Source organism: Paenibacillus sp. NPDC057886 (genome assembly GCF_042796655.1).
In the GTDB taxonomy this organism is placed as follows: domain Bacteria; phylum Bacillota; class Bacilli; order Paenibacillales; family Paenibacillaceae; genus Paenibacillus.
In genome coordinates, this window is sequence record NZ_JBHVMZ010000006.1 from 477,930 (window position 1) to 495,661 (window position 17,732).

16 protein-coding genes are annotated in these 17,732 nt (G+C 48.0%); 12 read left to right on the forward strand and 4 right to left on the reverse strand.

Features of this window, described 5'->3' with window-relative positions; genetic code table 11:
• Positions 1–223: 223 nt before the first annotated feature.
• A complete protein-coding gene (locus tag ACFVQB_RS22415; RefSeq protein WP_379444479.1) occupies positions 224–1,699 on the reverse strand; it encodes an aminotransferase class I/II-fold pyridoxal phosphate-dependent enzyme in 1,476 nt (491 codons plus the stop codon).
• A gap of 294 nt (positions 1,700–1,993) precedes the next feature.
• Between ACFVQB_RS22415 and ACFVQB_RS22420 the strand changes: the two genes are divergently transcribed.
• The gene (locus ACFVQB_RS22420; protein ID WP_379444124.1) at positions 1,994–3,286 is read left to right on the forward strand and encodes an MFS transporter; all 1,293 of its coding nucleotides are present in this window, start codon (positions 1,994–1,996) and stop codon (positions 3,284–3,286) included.
• A gap of 183 nt (positions 3,287–3,469) precedes the next feature.
• On the opposite strand, the gene ACFVQB_RS22425 is transcribed toward ACFVQB_RS22420, so the two are convergent.
• The gene (locus ACFVQB_RS22425) at positions 3,470–4,096 is read right to left on the reverse strand and encodes a YktB family protein (RefSeq protein WP_379444128.1); all 627 of its coding nucleotides are present in this window, start codon (positions 4,094–4,096) and stop codon (positions 3,470–3,472) included.
• A gap of 218 nt (positions 4,097–4,314) precedes the next feature.
• Here ACFVQB_RS22425 and ACFVQB_RS22430 point away from each other — a divergent pair, with 218 nt between their 5' ends.
• From ACFVQB_RS22430 to ACFVQB_RS22440, 3 genes are all read left to right on the forward strand, one after another.
• Positions 4,315–4,914 (forward strand): hypothetical protein, encoded by a 600-nt coding sequence (locus ACFVQB_RS22430; protein WP_379444131.1) that lies wholly within the window; start codon positions 4,315–4,317, stop codon positions 4,912–4,914.
• 171 nt (positions 4,915–5,085) lie between these two features.
• The gene (gndA, locus tag ACFVQB_RS22435) at positions 5,086–6,495 is read left to right on the forward strand and encodes an NADP-dependent phosphogluconate dehydrogenase (protein ID WP_064636561.1); all 1,410 of its coding nucleotides are present in this window, start codon (positions 5,086–5,088) and stop codon (positions 6,493–6,495) included.
• A 519-nt stretch (positions 6,496–7,014) separates the two neighbouring features.
• Entirely contained in the window at positions 7,015–7,524 is a 510-nt protein-coding gene (locus tag ACFVQB_RS22440) for a shikimate kinase (RefSeq protein WP_379444137.1), read from the forward strand.
• 278 nt (positions 7,525–7,802) lie between these two features.
• Here ACFVQB_RS22440 and ACFVQB_RS22445 read toward each other — a convergent pair whose 3' ends face one another.
• Entirely contained in the window at positions 7,803–8,108 is a 306-nt protein-coding gene (locus ACFVQB_RS22445) for a rhodanese-like domain-containing protein (RefSeq protein ID WP_379444140.1), read from the reverse strand.
• A 165-nt stretch (positions 8,109–8,273) separates the two neighbouring features.
• On the opposite strand from ACFVQB_RS22445, the gene aroA reads away from it, so the two are divergent.
• From aroA to ptsP, 4 genes are all read left to right on the forward strand, one after another.
• Positions 8,274–9,569, forward strand: a complete 1,296-nt coding sequence (gene aroA / locus ACFVQB_RS22450; RefSeq protein WP_053784276.1) for a 3-phosphoshikimate 1-carboxyvinyltransferase — start codon at positions 8,274–8,276, stop codon at positions 9,567–9,569.
• Positions 9,570–9,695: 126 nt separating this feature from the next.
• Positions 9,696–10,130: a CoA-binding protein gene (locus ACFVQB_RS22455; RefSeq protein WP_379444145.1), complete on the forward strand. Its 435-nt coding sequence runs from the start codon at positions 9,696–9,698 to the stop codon at positions 10,128–10,130.
• A 153-nt stretch (positions 10,131–10,283) separates the two neighbouring features.
• Positions 10,284–12,164: a glucose PTS transporter subunit IIA gene (locus ACFVQB_RS22460; protein WP_379444149.1), complete on the forward strand. Its 1,881-nt coding sequence runs from the start codon at positions 10,284–10,286 to the stop codon at positions 12,162–12,164.
• Positions 12,161–13,921 (forward strand): phosphoenolpyruvate--protein phosphotransferase, encoded by a 1,761-nt coding sequence (ptsP, locus tag ACFVQB_RS22465; protein ID WP_090901128.1) that lies wholly within the window; start codon positions 12,161–12,163, stop codon positions 13,919–13,921. Before ACFVQB_RS22460 ends, ptsP begins: the two co-directional genes overlap by 4 nt.
• Positions 13,922–14,035: 114 nt before the next feature.
• On the opposite strand, the gene ACFVQB_RS22470 is transcribed toward ptsP, so the two are convergent.
• Positions 14,036–14,563 carry a type 1 glutamine amidotransferase domain-containing protein gene (locus tag ACFVQB_RS22470; protein ID WP_064636568.1) on the reverse strand — a complete coding sequence of 176 codons (528 nt, stop codon included), beginning with the start codon at positions 14,561–14,563 and terminating at the stop codon, positions 14,036–14,038.
• Positions 14,564–14,833: 270 nt separating this feature from the next.
• Here ACFVQB_RS22470 and ACFVQB_RS22475 point away from each other — a divergent pair, with 270 nt between their 5' ends.
• From ACFVQB_RS22475 to ACFVQB_RS22490, 4 genes are all read left to right on the forward strand, one after another.
• The gene (locus tag ACFVQB_RS22475) at positions 14,834–15,247 is read left to right on the forward strand and encodes a hypothetical protein (RefSeq protein ID WP_379444155.1); all 414 of its coding nucleotides are present in this window, start codon (positions 14,834–14,836) and stop codon (positions 15,245–15,247) included.
• Between the two features lie 122 nt (positions 15,248–15,369).
• On the forward strand, positions 15,370–15,717 hold the full coding sequence (gene ytxJ / locus ACFVQB_RS22480) for a bacillithiol system redox-active protein YtxJ (protein WP_379444158.1): 348 nt from the start codon (positions 15,370–15,372) through the stop codon (positions 15,715–15,717).
• A 92-nt stretch (positions 15,718–15,809) separates the two neighbouring features.
• Complete coding sequence (ccpA, locus tag ACFVQB_RS22485; protein WP_024631149.1) at positions 15,810–16,823, forward strand: catabolite control protein A; 1,014 nt, start codon at positions 15,810–15,812, stop codon at positions 16,821–16,823.
• A gap of 160 nt (positions 16,824–16,983) precedes the next feature.
• Positions 16,984–17,679, forward strand: coding sequence for a 5'-methylthioadenosine/adenosylhomocysteine nucleosidase (locus tag ACFVQB_RS22490; RefSeq protein WP_379444162.1), 696 nt, complete (start codon positions 16,984–16,986; stop codon positions 17,677–17,679).
• Positions 17,680–17,732: the final 53 nt, after the last annotated feature.

Genomic DNA, 17,732 nt, shown 5'->3' on the forward strand with positions numbered 1-17,732 from the left:
AAGCAAGAAGGCTCCTTGATCACAGGGGGCCTTTTGTTTGCTTTTTATTAGGTGTATATGCTGTTTTTTCTTGCGATAGGGACAGTGGAATAGGTGGGAAAATGCAAACGATACAGCGAGCATAAGCCCAAGGCAGGGCAGATCTGCACAGAGAAAAATAAAAAGGACCAAGCATCCGGCTTGGTCCTTAGCGATCGATCAACCTCATGTAGAGGTGGCTGTTCTAGAAAATCGCATCTGCTTCCACGATAACTTTCACGTTGGTTACGCTACGGTCTTCGGGTCCTTTTACAGGAAGTCCAACTTCAACATGATCAATGATGTAGTCGATGTTTTCCTGAGTGATAACCTCACCTGGCAGCAGAATCGGAATTCCTGGTGGATAAACGTAGATGAATTCCGAAATAATCCGGCCTGCGGATTCCTTGAAAGGAATAACTTCGGTATCACCATAGAACGCATCACGTGGAGTCAGCATCAGCTGTGGTACGTCTGGAACCTTGACCACCAACTCATGAGCTGGATTCACCTGATAATACGTACGGGATAGATCTTGCAGGGCGTTCAGCAAGATTTCTACGGAATCATCCGTATCTCCCGGCGTGATGAGGCACAGAATATTATACATATCACTGAGCTCCACCTCGATTTTGTAATGCTCACGTAGCCAGTTCTCTGTCTCGTAGCCTGTAATGCCAAGGTGGCGAACATGAACGGTTACTTTGGTTGGGTCGTAATTAAAAGTAGCCTCTGTGCCCAGCAGCTCTTTGCCGAAGCAATACAGTCCATCCATATCATTAATGGAGCGTCTTGCAAACTCAGCCAGATCAATGGCTTTTTGTGCCATCTGATGGCCATTTAGAGCCAGATTACGTCTCGACGTGTCGAGCGAAGCCAGCAGGATGTAAGAAGTCGACGTTGAAGTCAACATACTCAGAATGGTTTGTACACGCTGCGGATTCACATATCCATTCTTCGTGTTCAGGTTGAGTACAGAACTCTGAGTCATCGAACCACCCAGCTTGTGCACACTCGTTGCAGCCATGTCAGCTCCGGCGGCCATGGCAGAAAGCGGCAGATCTTCATGGAAATGAATGAGTACGCCATGCGCTTCATCCACAAGTACTGGGACCTGATAGCTATGCGCCAGTTCAACAATTTCTTTCAGATCGGTACATACGCCGAAATACGTTGGGTTAATGACGAGCAATGCCTTGGCATCGGGATGACGCTCAAGAGCACGTCGGATCGCGCCCGTAGTGACACCGTGATCGATCCCCAGATTGGCATCCTGTGCAGGAGAGACGAACACGGGTTTCGCTCCTGAGAAAATAATGGCAGACATGACCGATTTATGCACATTTCGGGGCACAATAATCTTGTCACCCGGCTCACATACGGACAAAATCATGGTCATGATGGCACTGCTTGTGCCTTGCACACTAAAATAGGTATAATCGGCTCCGAAGGCATCGGCTGCCAGAATCTGCGCTTCCTCAATGACACCGGTTGGCTGATGCAAATCATCTAGCGGTGCGATGTTAATCAAATCTATGGAGAGGGCATTATCGCCGATAAATTCACGAAATTCGGTATCCGTTCCCAATCCTTTTTTATGTCCCGGAATATGAAATTGCACCGGATTGAGTGCCGCATGATTTTTTAAAGCGGTAAACAGCGGCGTACGGCGGTGATCCATCAGTGCTGTCACAACCTTTCCTAATTAAAATTTGTAAGAAAAACGTCTTTCGACGTAAATTCTATGAAGACAGACCGCATATAGCGGATGTTTTTCTTGCGATCACGGATTTAGTTCAGCTTCGCTGAAAACTTATCATTTTGTAATCTTAAACAAATTTGAGTATAGCAAATTAAGAACCGAATGCAAGCAGTATTGCTTGACAATTTTTCGAATTGCTGAGATTTGGACACATCCCCGAAGGTTAGAGTAAGGATAGGAGATGGGCAAGCAAGCATCGAAAGGGGAAAAAGAATGCAAACCAATACAAAACCAGCCAAAATCCTGCGATCACCTTTTTTTATCGCCATGTGGCTAACGCTTTTTTTAGTTGAAATTATCAAGGGTGCCTTGCTGGTCGCTATTTTGCCCGTGTACATGGACAATATTCTGGGCTTGTCCGCTGGCGTGATTGGTGTGGCTTTTGCCCTTCAATATCTGGGAGATAATCTGTTCCGGGCTCCCTCTGGCTGGGCAGCAGAACGGATCGGGTTCCGCGCGACAATGGTGACGGCCCTAATTTGTACATTAGTTGCTGTAATCATGATTATATTTTTCAAAAGTGCATTTGGACTTGCCATGGCTTGTCTCATTCTTGGAATTGGTACGTCACCGCTTTGGCCTTGTGCCATGACAGGCGTGACGGCGATGTCAGGGCCACAGAACAAAAACGGTACAGCCATGGGCGCACTGGAGATGGCAGCTCTGGGGGGAACCGGACTTGGTCCGGTCGGCATGAACTGGCTGCTGGAGCGGACGCATCACGATTATCGCAGCATTTTCCTGGTGTTGATGGGTGTTGCAATTCTGGTCATTCTGGTGGCCTTGATTCTGCCCGGACGTGTCGTTGTTGAGGGGGAGCATGCGGAAGGTGAGACCAAGCGGGCAGATATGAAATATCCGGCTAAACCGAATTTGCTTACGCCTTTCATCCGACTCAAAAACAGTGTCCAGGGCACACTGCAACGGGTACGCAGCACCCTTAATGTGAATCCGCTCGTATATCCTGCACTGTTCATGCAATCCTTTGTTATTGGTCTGCTCAGTCCTGTCATTACGCTATACACTCGCACAGACCTGCACATCTCGCCCAACCTGTACAGCTTGTTGCTAATAGCGGGTGGGGGCATTACGGTCATTGCACTGCTGCCTGTGGGGAAAATGGTAGATCGGTTCGGAACGGCACCGTTCCTGAACATCGGTTTTTTAATGGCAGCAGCGAGTCTGTTTGCTTTTTCTTCCATTAAGTCCATTCCTGTCGTGTTTGGCGTCGTCATGCTGATTGGCGTCAGCTATGCGATGATTCTCCCGGCCTGGAATGCTTTTGTAGCCACCTTGATTCCCCAAGGAGAACGCGGAGCGATTTGGGGGTTCTTCCTTACCCTTCAGGGATCAGGCATGGTCGTAGGGCCTATTGTATCCGGACTGCTATGGGATCACATTAGTCATCCGGCTCCATTTATCGGAAGTGCTTTCGTTATGGCTGGACTTGCCGTTGTGCACTATGTGTTATCTCGGAATCCTTATCGTACAGTTCCTGCCAAATGATGTGTTGAAGTCTAATGATGCGGAAGATCTAATCAGAAAAGGGAGTTCCAACAACCGTGCAGGTTGTGGAGCTCCCTTTTTATGTAGCATGGTGCCATGCCTTTAAATAAAGATTATAAGGTTATTCTGCACGCTATAGTAATCCATTCCGGGAACTAATCGTTCACCGCCCTCCATGTCTACTTAAGACAAAGACATCTTGTAAAGCGGCAGCAGCGTTTTGAACGTTGAACGAACCGTTTCCAGGAACTTGTCCCCATCCGCGGCAAGCGGATCATCGCGATCAATTCGCAGTCCGCACATGACCTCTGCTTTTTTCACCGTCTTCAGCTTGGTGATGATTTTGTCATAATCCTCATCCTGCATGTCCTTTTGCAATGTACCGTGAGCAGCCATATGATCCATGGACCAATAGTACTGCCCAGGCAGATTGCTGCGCACTTCATCCAACTGGCGTTCGAGCCCTTCGGCGAATGCAGCCTTGTTCGGACTTTCGTAGATGATGGCGAAAATGACAAAAACATGTGTATCGAACATGCCCACTTCAAAGTGAGGCAGTGCTTTGTATCCACGTTTGGAAGATGCCCAGGCGACCCACGTATCCTTCGGAGGATTGACGGTACGCCGTGCGTGTTTGGCGACATGCATAAACATCTCTTCCCCGCATAAATCTGTCAGGTAAGGCGTAAGTTCAGTACCAAGCTCTTCCAGCTTCGGACGAACGCGTTCAATCAGCATTTCCATACGCGGCTCCAGCCCAGGGACCTGAAATACATCAAAATCGCTGCTGTTAAAACCTGAGAAAGTCATCCTGTATACCTCCATTTCGCGTCCATTATATCATGAAAGACGGGGGCTTGCCCCTGTGCATCTGCGGAAAGCTGCGATCCTCCGGATCAATCGGTGAAAAATAGTCAAATAACCAAGTACCCTTACATAAAATGAAGTATAAAATAGGGTAAGCCGATTGAGTAGAAGCGATTGAAGAAGATGGCCGGAGCATCTCCGGTACAGATGGAGGGAGTGCCGTGAATAAGAGTTATGAAGTTGAATATTGCAATCTGGAGCTGCGGTTCAACCGTCGGCATATCCAAAATTTGATCAAAGACCTTATTCGTGAGGGGTATTCACTATATTGGAGCGAGGACGAATCCTTTTTTATTCTGTCAGTCCGCACCGGACGCAAGCTGGTAAAGCTCCGTTTTCAACAGACGCGCAGTGGGAATTACAAGATGACCGGAGATTATATTATCAAGGACGCAAAGCTTGCGGAATGGTTGGAGAAGCTGATTGGGGATACACGCGGGCATGCCGTTGTGAAACGGTTTAAGGATCAGCAGATGACCGTGGAGAATATTTTGTTTGGGGAAGTCATTCGTCTCGTTGAAGTATCCGGGTTCAAACAGCGTGTTATTTTTCAAAAGGAACCTGCGCCGACGGCGGAAGAGATGGAAGAAATGTTCCTCTCGCGCGAAGGTGAGGAGCGACTCCTGCTGCTGCGCATGGAAGTGGATGATGAACTGGAACGTCTGCATGCCGCCATTCAGATGGATAATATCGAAAAAGCAAATGCCTGTCGTAAAGTCTTAAAGCAGTTGTCAGGGCACATGTTGATGCTGGAAGGCTGAAATATAACGCTGTATTTATGAAAATACGATGAACACCTCAGGTAATTGGGGTGTTTTCTCGCTGTGCGACCATGGTCCGGGGTTCACTTCTATGCGTAAAACCGTTAAAATGAGGGTATTGTTGAGAATTCATTTCAATAAAATTAATTGGAGCAAAGGATGGAGGACCAGATGGCGAAACAACAGATCGGTGTCATTGGACTTGCAGTAATGGGCAAAAATTTGGCCCTTAACATTGAAAGCAGAGGTTTCACGGTATCGGTATTTAACCGTTCCCCGGAGAAAACCAACGATCTTCTGAAAGAAGCCGAAGGTAAAAACCTGACAGGCACATTCTCTATTGAAGAGTTTGTGGCATCCCTGGAATCCCCGCGCAAAATCCTGATCATGGTACAAGCTGGTTATGCAACCGACGCAACCATTGAACAACTGCTTCCTCATTTGGATGAGGGCGACATCATTATTGATGGCGGTAACGCATACTTCCCTGACACCCAACGTCGCAGCAAAGAGCTGGAAGACAAAGGCATTCGCTTCATCGGTACAGGTGTATCCGGTGGGGAAGAAGGTGCGTTGAAAGGCCCAGCAATCATGCCAGGTGGACAAGAGAGTGCGTACAAGCTGGTTGAACCGATCCTGACAGCCATTTCGGCCAAAGTCGGTGACGATCCTTGTTGTACATATATTGGACCAGACGGTGCCGGACACTATGTGAAAATGGTGCATAACGGTATCGAATACGGAGATATGCAGCTGATTGGTGAAGCTTACCACCTGCTCAAATCCGTGTTGAATGTGTCCGTTGAGGAGCTTCACGCCATCTTTACAGAATGGAATCAGGGAGAGCTGGATAGCTACCTGATAGAAATCACAGCAGATATCTTCTCCAAATACGATCCAGAAACCGGCAAACCAATGGTTGATGTCATTCTGGATGCAGCTGGACAAAAAGGAACAGGCAAATGGACAAGCCAAAGCGCGCTGGATCTCGGCGTACCATTGTCCATGATTACGGAATCCGTATTCTCTCGTTTCCTGTCTGCAATGAAAGACGAGCGTGTGGCGGCGAGCAAAATTCTGAATGGACCTGCGGTTGAAGCGTTCTCTGGCGACAAAAAAGCGTTCATCGAGAATGTGCGTAAAGCGCTGTTTGCAAGTAAAATTGTCTCCTACGCACAAGGATTTGCTCAAATGCGCGCAGCATCTGACGAGTACGGCTGGGATCTGAAATACGGCAACATCGCCATGATCTTCCGTGGTGGTTGCATCATCCGTTCGCAGTTCCTGCAAAACATCAAAGAAGCGTATGACAAGGATGCAGCACTGAAAAACCTGCTTCTCGATCCATACTTCCAAAACATTGTTGAATCCTACCAAGGTGCATGGCGTGAAGTTGTAGCTGCTGCGGTAACCCAAGGGGTTCCGGTTCCTGGGTTCTCCAGTGCGTTGTCCTACTACGATAGCTACCGCACGGAGCGTTTGCCTGCGAACCTGTTGCAAGCACAACGTGACTACTTCGGTGCTCATACGTTCAAACGTCTGGACAAAGAGGGCAGCTTCCACCACAACTGGATGGAATAGTAACGTATACGCAAGTCCGTGAGATTTGGCTAAAGTGTCCTAGATCAGGAGCCTTGGCTGGAAGAAAGGCATGGACAGAAGCTTGAAAATGGGACTTGGAGAGTCGGTTCATACCGATGAGCTCCAGGTCTCTTTTTTTACCGTATGTGTAAGCCGGTCCTAAATCTTACGAACCTGAGAAGCTCTATTTGGTGGATATGAACCTTTTCTATTCTCTAACGAACTCAGAAGGTCCTATTTAGAACATTTGGAGCGAAATTGCGCTGTTTTGAGGGTGTTCTTGTGAAATAAGTTTCCTGAGATTCGTTAGAATTTTATAATCGCCTATAATTCAAAAATAGGCTTATCTGATTTCGTTAAAATCGTTTGGAGTATATAGACATGCTTTGATATGCTCTGGAAGTGCTTGCGAATGTTTGAAGGGAAGTCGGTCACACTATGGCCTTCCCCCGTCCGCAGGGCTGTGTTATGATAGGACAAAAGTGCTCACGAATTGCTTGAATTAAAGGAGTGTACACCTTGAGCAAGTCTAACAATATTATTCTCATCGGCATGATGGGAACTGGCAAATCAACCGTTGCTGACATGCTCGCACGCGAGTTAGGTTACCGACTGATTGATGTGGACGCCGCGGTGGAGAAAGAGGAAGGCTGTACGATTCCTGAATTGTTCACAGGCAAGGGAGAGACGTATTTCCGCGATGCCGAGAGTCGCATGTTGTGCTCGGTGTTAGAGAAAAAGGCGCAGGTGATTGCAACCGGAGGCGGTGTGGTTCTGCGTTCGGACAACTGTGATGTCATGTCGAAGAACGGCTGGGTGGTTGCCCTGACTGCCGATCCGGCAGTGATTGTAGAACGCGTCAGCGGTTGTGAGAACCGTCCGCTCTTGGCAGGCAACGCGGAGGAACGCATTCAGACTATTATGCAGGAACGGAAGAACGCATACAGGTTTGCGCATTACACGGTGGATACAACCGAGTTATCCGCTTCTGAAGTGACTCGTTTAATTTTAGCGCATTACCGCGTCTAAGCTTGTAATTATTTCATTTTCTCGTCAGTGAGTGTATGGATAGACTGTGCACAGGAGTGCAGGGTAGATGCTAGGAGAGGGATACATTTCGCATGTATGTGGAAGAAGAGATGTCGAAGGAATTAAAGCATTAAATGGAGCCATGTGTTCGTGGTAGATCTATGGGAAAAACGGGCCGATTGGCCCGTTTGACTGACTGTAAGGATCAGGATGCACAGTGGTTATTGAGAACTGCTGCTAGCAGCTCTCCTGACTCTTTATCCCAATCCTGATGTTATTCAGTTTTCCTCTTGCCATTGCAGCATGCCGCCAACCATATTGGTGCAGCCATCATATCCGAGCTGCTGTAAGTACTCACAGGCACGCTCGCTACGGTATCCACTGCGGCAGATCAGAACAATCTCACCGGACTTTTGAATTTCCGACAGTCTGTCCGGAATCTGTCCAAGCGGAATGTGTTTCGCTCCTTCAATCATGCCTTGTGCGACTTCATCGTCCTCACGGACGTCTATCATCTGCAGCTTCTCTCCCGCCTGCAAACGGCGGCGCAGCTCAGAAGGTTCAATTTCAGCAATTTGTGTCATATTCAGGTCCTCTTTTCTGTATGGACTTAACGCCTATAATGATACCCAAGCGATGTATGGAATGTCAATTTGGCAGTACAGCATCACCGCATGTATCCTGAACCCAATACGTAACAGGGATCATCTAACGAAGCACATTATAATTAATGAAGGAGAATTTCATCCATGGACGTTATCGTTAAACCGACTCCATCCCTGAACGGGGAAATCGGAGCTTTGTCTTCCAAAAACTACACCACACGCTACTTGCTAGCTGCTGCGCTGGCAGAAGGCACGAGTACGATCCATTACCCGGCTCACAGTGAAGATAGTGACGCGATGCGCAGATGTATTCGTGATCTTGGAGCGGTGCTTGAAGAAGATGACAGCAAAATCGTCATCCAGGGCTTTGGCAGCCATCCACGTGATGTGCGTGAATTGAATGTAGGCAATGCGGGTGCAGTGTTGCGTTTCCTGATGGGGGTTACGGCACTTTGTCCTGAGGTGACGTTTGTAAATACGTACCCGGATTCTCTTGGCAAACGCCCGCATGATGACCTGATCGATGCGCTTGGTCAGCTCGGTGTTGAGGTACAACACGAACAAGGGCGCTTGCCGATCACCATCAAAGGCGGTCAGGCCAAGGGCGGACATATCCGTGTATCCGGTTCGGTTAGCTCCCAGTATTTGAGCGCATTACTGTTTGTGACACCTCTTCTGGCTGAAGACAGCACAATTGAAGTATTGAACGATTTGAAATCCAAAGTGGTTATTGGTCAGACGCTGGAAGTACTGGAACAAGCGGGCATCGTCATTCATGCGAGTGATGATTACATGTCCTTCCGCGTACCTGGTGGTCAAGCTTATAAACCACAAACATATACGGTTCAAGGAGACTATCCGGGTTCAGCAGCTGTCCTCGCGGCTGCGGCTGTCACCCAATCGGATGTTAAAATTTTGCGATTGATGGAACAGAGCAAACAGGGTGAGCGTGCCATTGTTGACGTTCTGCGCATGATGGAAGTGCCGTTGACGCATGAGAATGATGTGGTACACGTTCAAGGAAACGGCACATTGAAAGCCGTGGAATTCGACGGAGATGCCGCGACAGACGCGGTTTTGGCGATGGTAGCGGCAGCTGTGTTTGCGGAAGGCACTTCACGGTTCTATAATGTAGAGAACTTACGTTACAAGGAATGTGACCGAATTACGGATTATTTGAATGAACTGCGGAAGGCAGGAGCCAACGTAGAGGAACGTCAGGCTGAGATTATCGTACACGGTCGTCCAGAAGGCGTAGAAGGCGGCGTTGAGATTAACGCTCACTACGATCATCGCGTAATTATGGCACTGACCGTTGTCGGTCTGCGTTCCAAAGAACCGCTTCGTATTCGGGATGCACACCATGTAGCCAAGTCTTATCCACAATATTTCGATCATTTGCAGGCGCTTGGCGCCTCGGTTCAATGGGTAAAAGAGTAAAATAACACGTTTAAGAGGTTGTTCAAAAAAACCGCTTTTGATTACGAAGGATGCCTGGAGGCATCATCAGCTGAAAACCGGTCTTTTTGAACACGCACGTTAAGCAGAAAAGGATGGTGCTTGAACATGGAATTTAACAATCCTACTCGTGAAGAAATTGGACAACTTTTGCGCAAGGCAGGCAACATCGCAGTCGTCGGCTTATCGGACAAATCAGATCGGACTTCCTATATGGTAGCGGAAGCCATGCAAAGCAGAGGTTATCGCATCATCCCGGTAAATCCACAGGTACAAGGTGAGATTCTTGGGGAGACGGTATATGCGGCCCTCACGGATATCCCTGAGCCGGTAGATATCGTGAACGTATTCCGCCGCGATGAATATTGCGCGGATGTCGCTCGTGAAGCTGCGGCGATCAAAGCAAATGTATTGTGGCTTCAGCTAGGTATCCACAGTGATGAAGCGGTACAGATTGCTGCTGAGAACGGCATGACAGCGGTAACGAATCGTTGTATCAAGGTAGAGGATTCCATCGTTCTGCGCGGTGCTGGACGCGGTTAAATCTCGATCACCAAAAATCCCGTTAACCTCGAGTTGACGGGATTTTTTCTGTTGTATAATTGGAATATAGAATAAATTACCAACAGGTTACTGTTTTGTTTTGACAAAACGTTGCGTAAAGCTTACCATCTAGGATAGAAAGGAGAGGTCGCCATGAATTGGCTCGGATCCTTGCAGCAGCTCGGACGAGCGGTAATGCTGCCTACAATGGTCCTGCCCGCCGCCGCAATTTTGCTGAGTGTTGGCAGTTTGCCCTGGGACGCCTGGGGATTGAAAGTTGTTGGTGAAGTGTCTACCGTGGCCGGACACGGTATTTTTTATTTTTTGCCGTATTTGTTCGCTGTCGGTGTAGCGCTGGGACTCTCCAACCAGGCCGGACAAGCGGGACTCGCTGCTCTGGCTGGTATTGTGATATATGATCAGGTGACTCGCAATTTCGGGGATGGCACCGTTCAACCTGCTTCCTTAATCGGAATTATTCTCGGCGCACTTGCCGGGGTGACGCATAATCGGTTCAAAAGTATTAAACTGCCTGAAATCTTACAGTTTTTCGGTGGATCCAGATTTGTTTTGCTCATAGTAGGACTGTGCTCGGCACTGTTCTCCTTCTTTATGTTATGGATCGCACCCATTTTGCAACATGCATTGAACGCCATCGCCACCTGGGAATACAGTCTCGGCGGTTTTGGGCTGTTTATATATGGGGTCCTGTACAGGGTGCTGGTGGCCTTCGGACTGCATCATCTGCTTAACAATGTGTTCTGGTTCCAACTGGGGACGTATGAAACAGCAGACGGCAATATTGTGCAAGGGGATTTGCCGCGATTTTTTGCGGGTGATCCAACAGCAGGGTATTTTATGGCCGGGTTATTCCCGATCATGATGTTTGCGATTCCAGCGATTGCCTTTGCGATTATTCAAGAGGCAAGGGAAGATCTGAAGCCGAAAATAAAAAAAACATTTCTCACTTCCGCACTCGTTTGTTTTCTGACAGGGGTATCGGAGCAGATTGAGTTTGCCTTTTTGTTTGCGGCACCTTATCTGTTCATCGTGCATGCAGTCATGTCAGGACTTGCGATGTGGATCAGTTACTGGCTTGATATACGCCATGGTTTCTCCTATTCGGCTGGCATTATTGACTACATACTCAATTTCCATCTATCGGAGAATGCTTGGAAGCTCATACCGATTGGCATACTATATGGGTTGGTCTACTATTTCCTGTTTAGGTGGGCGATTCGCACGTTCAAGATTCCAACTCCAGGGCGCGAAGAGGGGTCCATGCTGGAAGATTGGGTAGGTAACATTCCCTATCAAGCTCCTCTCATTTTGGAAGCATTGGGCGGGAAGGAAAACATTGTCCAGGTAGAGGCCTGTATTACACGACTTCGACTCACCGTGCATAATGATCGGTTAATTGATACAGGTGCTATGAAGAGTATGGGGTCCGCGGGGCTCATTAAGCTGGGTGGCGGTAACGTACAAGTGGTATTTGGCACCTATTCGGAATTAATCCGGGAAGAGATTGCGAAGCTGCTTGAACGGGACCTGCAACAAGTTCTGTTCTGTGCTCCTGTGCAGGGTAAAATGCTGCCGATTGAAGAGGTGCCGGATCAGATATTTGCAGCCAAGCTTGTGGGCGATGGTGTAGCCTTTGTTCCGGAAAAAGGAGAGCTGGTCTCACCCGTGTACGGAACGATTATGCACATGTATCCGACGATGCATGCCTTGGGCATCTCAACCAGAGAAGGACTCGAGGTCCTGCTGCATATCGGTATCGATACATCCCAACTGAAAGGCCACTTTGAAGCCTTTGTTCAGGAAGGGGATACGGTGGAGCCGGGTCAGCTGTTAATCAAGTTTGACCTGGCTGTGTTGCGAGTCGAGGCGGCATCGCTGACGACACCGATGGTGATCACGAATCCCGATCGTGTCAAATCATGGAGCTTTGCTCCATTTAAGCAAGTTAAGAAAGGTCAGGCATCCGTTATGTCCGTGGTGCTCTATGACAGGAACGTTGGAGGGGTAGAATGAAGATACAAGGCATCAACGGCGCTGCAGGCATAGCCATCGGCAAAGCATTTGTCCTGCCCAGTTGGGAATGGGATCTGCCGGACCAGAAGATGGATTCGGTGGATCTCGCCCAAGAGTTCGAACGGCTGTACGAGGGCATACGGACATCGAAGGATGAGATTGAATATATCAAGAACGAGTTCAAGGAAGTGGTCGGTCCCGAAGAGTCCAGCATCTTTGATGCGCATCTGGCCATTCTGGAAGATCCGGTGTTCATGAACGAAATTCGCGGCATTATTGAACGGCAGTACAAAGCAGCAGAAGTAGCCGTCAAAGAGGCCATTGATCATTTTGTCACCATGTTTGATCTGCTCGACGACGAGTATATGAAGGAGCGGGCGATCGACATCAAGGATGTGGGTAACCGTTTGTTAAAGCATCTGCTGGGCGCACCAGAAATTACGCTCCCATCGGATACCCAGCCTTATATACTCGTGGCCAAAGAGCTGTCTCCCTCTCAATTGGCGCATTTGAATCCAAGCCACGTGCTGGGCATTGTGACACTTATCGGAGGCAAAACGTCACATTCGGCAATTATGGCTCGTGCCCTTGGTATTCCTCTCGTTTCCGGTCTGGAAGCGAGTCTTGGCATGCCGGTAGAGACCGGAGATATGTTGGTTGTCGATGGAGATAACGGCCTCGTATTTACGGAGCCGGATCGCAAGACGATTGAACGTTACACGATGATCCGCAGCAAACAATTGAAGAAAAAAGAACAGTTGCAGGTGCTTGCAACAGTGGATGCCGTAACCAAAGACGGCTCCGTTTTGCATCTGGCTTCTAACATCAGTTCCGTCAAGGAACTGGATATGGCACTGAAACATGGAGCGAAGGGCGTGGGGTTGTTCCGGACAGAATTCCTTTACATGGACCGGGCTACGTTCCCGGGTGAGCAGGAACAGTATGAGGTCTATCGCCTTGTCGCTGAGAAAACTGCTGGTCAGTCTGTCGTTATTCGTACGCTCGATATTGGCGGTGACAAGCAGTTAGACTACTTCGAATTGCCAGAAGAAGATAACCCATTTCTCGGATATCGTGCGATTCGGATCAGTCTGGACCGCAAAGATCTGTTCAAAACACAGCTCACAGCCATTCTGCGGGCCAGTGCTGCGGGCAATGTCAAAATTATGTACCCGATGATCTCTTCGGTAGAAGAACTTCAGGAGGCCAATGAAATCCTGCGTGAAGCGATGTCTGATCTGGACGAGCGCGAATTGCCTTACGATCCGCATATTCAGGTTGGCATCATGATTGAGGTTCCGGCAGCGGTAATGATAGCCGATTTGCTTGCCGAGGAAGCTGATTTCTTCAGTATCGGTACCAATGATTTAGTGCAATATGTGCTGGCTGTGGACCGAATGAATGAGCAGATTGCACATATGTATCATCCGTATCACCCGGCTGTATTGCGCATGCTTCGTGCGACAGTGGAGGCGGCTCATACAGCAGGCATTGATGTCAGTGTGTGCGGGGAGATGGCAGGGGACGAGCGTTCGATTCCTCTATGGCTGGAGCTCGGGATCAGCAATCTGAGCATGTCTCCACAATCCTTGCTGCGTGTGAAGCACAGGGTATTGAATACGACAGCAGCTGCTGCCAAAGAGGCAGCCCATGATTGCTTCACCCTGCGGACAAGTGCTGACATCGAACAACGCCTGCAGGTCTTCAATGATTCGATGGGCAGTCCGGATGAACAGAGTGGATCGAATGCATCTTGAATGGGTATTTTCAAATAAATACCTTTAAATGAAAATATTAACTTTTGTACGATTTTGGTAAATAGTCATATATCAACGATAAAGCCCCACGCCTTATTGGCGCGGGGCTTTGTTTTATTTTTCAGCGAGTGCATCGCAAAATGCTTTGCCATACGGCGGAAGGTCAGGTGGACGGCGAGCTGAAATGATGTGTCCATCCACAACAACGGCTTCATCTTTCCAGATGGCTCCGGCATTCTCCATGTCATCCCGAATACCTGGTGTTGAAGTAACCGTAACACCGTCCAGTATTTTGGCGGATATCAGTACCCAGCCTGCGTGACAGATCTGTCCAATCGGTTTACGATCCGCATGCATTTCCTTTACCAGTTCAAGTACTTTAGGGTAGCGACGAAGCTTGTCCGGTGCCCAGCCCCCGGGTACAAGAATACCATCATATTGTGAACTATCGAGTTCATCAAAACTGTATTCCGCCTCGGCGGGAACACCATATTTACCAATGTAGGTTTTGCCTTTTTTCTCTCCGGCGAGATGCACCTCAGCGCCTTCTTCACGGACACGATGCACCGGATACCACAGTTCCAGATCTTCGAATTCTTCATCGACCAGGGCGATGACTTTTTTGCCTGTTAATCTCATCATCATCTCTCCTTTTGCGGTAATTAGCACATAGCGTCTTTATTGTAACAGATTATCATGGTGACTTCATCGTCAGCAATCTAGCGATCGGGGAAGCGATTACAACTCAATGAACGCCTACATTCGACAACCTTCTTTTGGAGACGGTGGTAATTTGTGCAACCTATGGTTTATAGCAGGATTTGAGCGGAAATAGGTCGAATGGTATCTGTATAAGAGTATAGAACGAATGAGGTGATGACTGTGCGTAAGACGTGCAGATGCGGACATGTAATGGAACTGGAATTAAGAACGGTGGTATATGCCAAAAAGGTGGAGATTCGTAACGTACCTGTATTTGCTTGTACAGACTGCGTTTCCTATGAAGTGCTTCAGCCGGTCAAGCCGGATTTGAAAGAGTGCATCAGTACACTCGGTGAACAGCCAGTGAAACAGGATGTATCGTTTGGAGAGCGAAATGAACTTGCGGACCTCTTTCATGAACAGTTGCTGGCTTGGCCGGATGCTACGGATCGTGAGATGGAGCATCGGATGCAACGTGCTGTGGAGGAGAGAATTAACCTGCTGCTGGATATTATGGGTTACGCTCAAAAGTCTAATGATGAAGAATGGATCGAGACAACACAGCGCAGATTAGGTCAATTATCTGGCTTTGTATGGCAGGCGCACTTCTCGAATGCTGTCTAATTTTGACGTGCAAAATGCTTGTTTTCATGAAAATTGGCTTTTTCGCCCGCTTTTTGTTAAGATATCGTAGAGTGAAAACGCTCAACATAGCGGTAATCCTGGTAAAGGGGGATGTATATCAAATGGCTGAGATGACTAAAATGACAAGTATTGAACAGCTAAACTCCGCAGTGGAGGCTACCGAGGATCAACCCTTGCTTCTGTTTAAGCACAGTACACGCTGCCCGATCAGCGCGAACGCCTATCAGGAGATGAACGATTATTTGCAGAATAGTCCAAGTGAACAAGTGAAATACGGTATCATTTATGTAGTGGAAGATCGCCCAGTGTCCAACGAAGCGGCGGATAAGCTGGGTGTTAAGCACGAATCTCCGCAGGCGATTCTAGTCAAAAAGGGAATTCCTGTATGGCATACTTCCCACTCGAATATTACTTCAACCACAATCACGAAAGCACTGCGTGAGTCCTAAAGCCTATTTTAATTGATTAATGCATAAATTTGTCGTAATATAAATCTTAATGAAAATGGTATGAAAATTTACTGGTAATGGAGAGAAGTACTGTGACGGTAACCATTTATGATGTGGCACGTGAAGCCGGTGTCTCTATGGCAACGGTATCACGGGTTGTTAATAATAACCCTAATGTTAAGCCACAGACACGCAAAAAAGTATATGAAGCCATCGATCGGTTGGGATATCGTCCGAATGCGGTAGCCAGAGGCTTGGCGAGCAAGAAGACAACCACGGTCGGGGTCGTTATTCCGGACATTTCGAACTCAACCTTTGCAGAGATTGCCCGCGGAATTGAAGATATTGCGAATATGTATCACTACAACATTATTTTGTGTAACGCGGATAAGAAGAAAGAAAAAGAAATTCGTGTAATTAACACGTTGTTGGAGAAACAAGTGGACGGTCTGCTCTTCATGGGTGGAACTGTGACGGACGAGCATATTCAGGCGTTCCAATCAGCGGCTGTGCCGATTGTTCTCTGTGCAACAAGTGACGAGAAAGGTACGTACCCTTCGGTAGATATCGATCATGAAGCAGCGGCATTTGACGCTGTAAATACGTTGATCCGTCATGGACACAAGGAAATCGCAATGATCAGTGGTACACTGCAAGATCCTGCCAACGGTTATGCTCGTTTCCAAGGGTACAAGAAAGCGCTTGAAGCAGCAGGTATGGAATATCAGGAGGATCTCGTACGCATTGGTAACTATCGTTATGAGTCCGGTGTGGAAGCGATGAAGTATTTCCTCGGATTGAAGAAAAAACCATCGGCAATCTTCGCTGCAACAGATGAGATGGCAATTGGTGCTATTCACAGTATTCAGGATGAGGGTCTGAAAGTACCGGATGACTTCTCCATCATTAGTGTGGATAACATTCGTATGGCTTCCATGGTCCGTCCTCAGTTGACTACGGTAGCTCAACCGATGTATGACCTGGGCGCTGTAGCGATGCGTTTGCTGACGAAGCTGATGAAGAAAGAAAATGTGGAGAACCCACGGGTTATTTTGCCGCATGAAACGATTCTTCGTCTGTCTGTAAGCCACGCAGACGTAGTTTAAATAAGAAAGGGAGAAGGCATTCTCTCTACATAGTGGAATGACGAAAGCTCCGGAAACGGAGCTTTTGTGCTGAATGGGGCTCTGAACGTAGACGAAAAAACACAACTTGGAGGAACAAGTTCAGGTTCAACATGGAAAATGCTATATAGGAGGTCATAACATGCGTGAAACGATCGGCATTATTGGTGCAATGGATGAGGAAGTAGAACTTCTCTTGGCCGGTATGAAGCAACTAGAGACTGTAAAACAAACGGGTATTACCTATGTTGCAGGCGAATGGCTGGGTAAACAGATTGTGGTCTGCAAATCAGGCGTGGGTAAAGTGAATGCGGCTGTGACGACGCAGATTTTGATTGATCGTTTTCAGGTTAACCGGATTATTTTCACAGGTGTTGCGGGTGCAGTTCATCCGGAGTTGAACATTGGAGATATGGTCATCTCCTCTGAATGTGTACAGCATGATATGGATGTGACCCCACTTGGGTTTGAGCGCGGGGTTATTCCTTACCAGGAGACGTCCGCCTTTCCGGCGGAAGCCTCGCTTATCGGGTTAGCTGAAGAAGCCTGCAAAGCGCAGGGAGCGAACTATCTGATCGGTAAAGTGCTGTCTGGAGATCAATTCATTGCAAGCAAGGATACGGTGAAAATGCTGTATACCGAAATGAATGGGGCATGTGCGGAGATGGAGGGAGCTGCCGTAGCACAAGTGAGCTTCATGAACCGTGTTCCGTTTGTTATCCTCCGTGCAATGTCTGACAAAGCGGATGGATCAGCACATGTGAACTTTGCCGAGTTTACTGTGGAGTCCTCCCAGCGCTCTCACCGTATTGTGGAACATATGCTGGCACGTATGTAAACCGGTAAGGCTTATCGTATAGTGAGTGTGATAGAGGTTTAAAAGGCAACAAA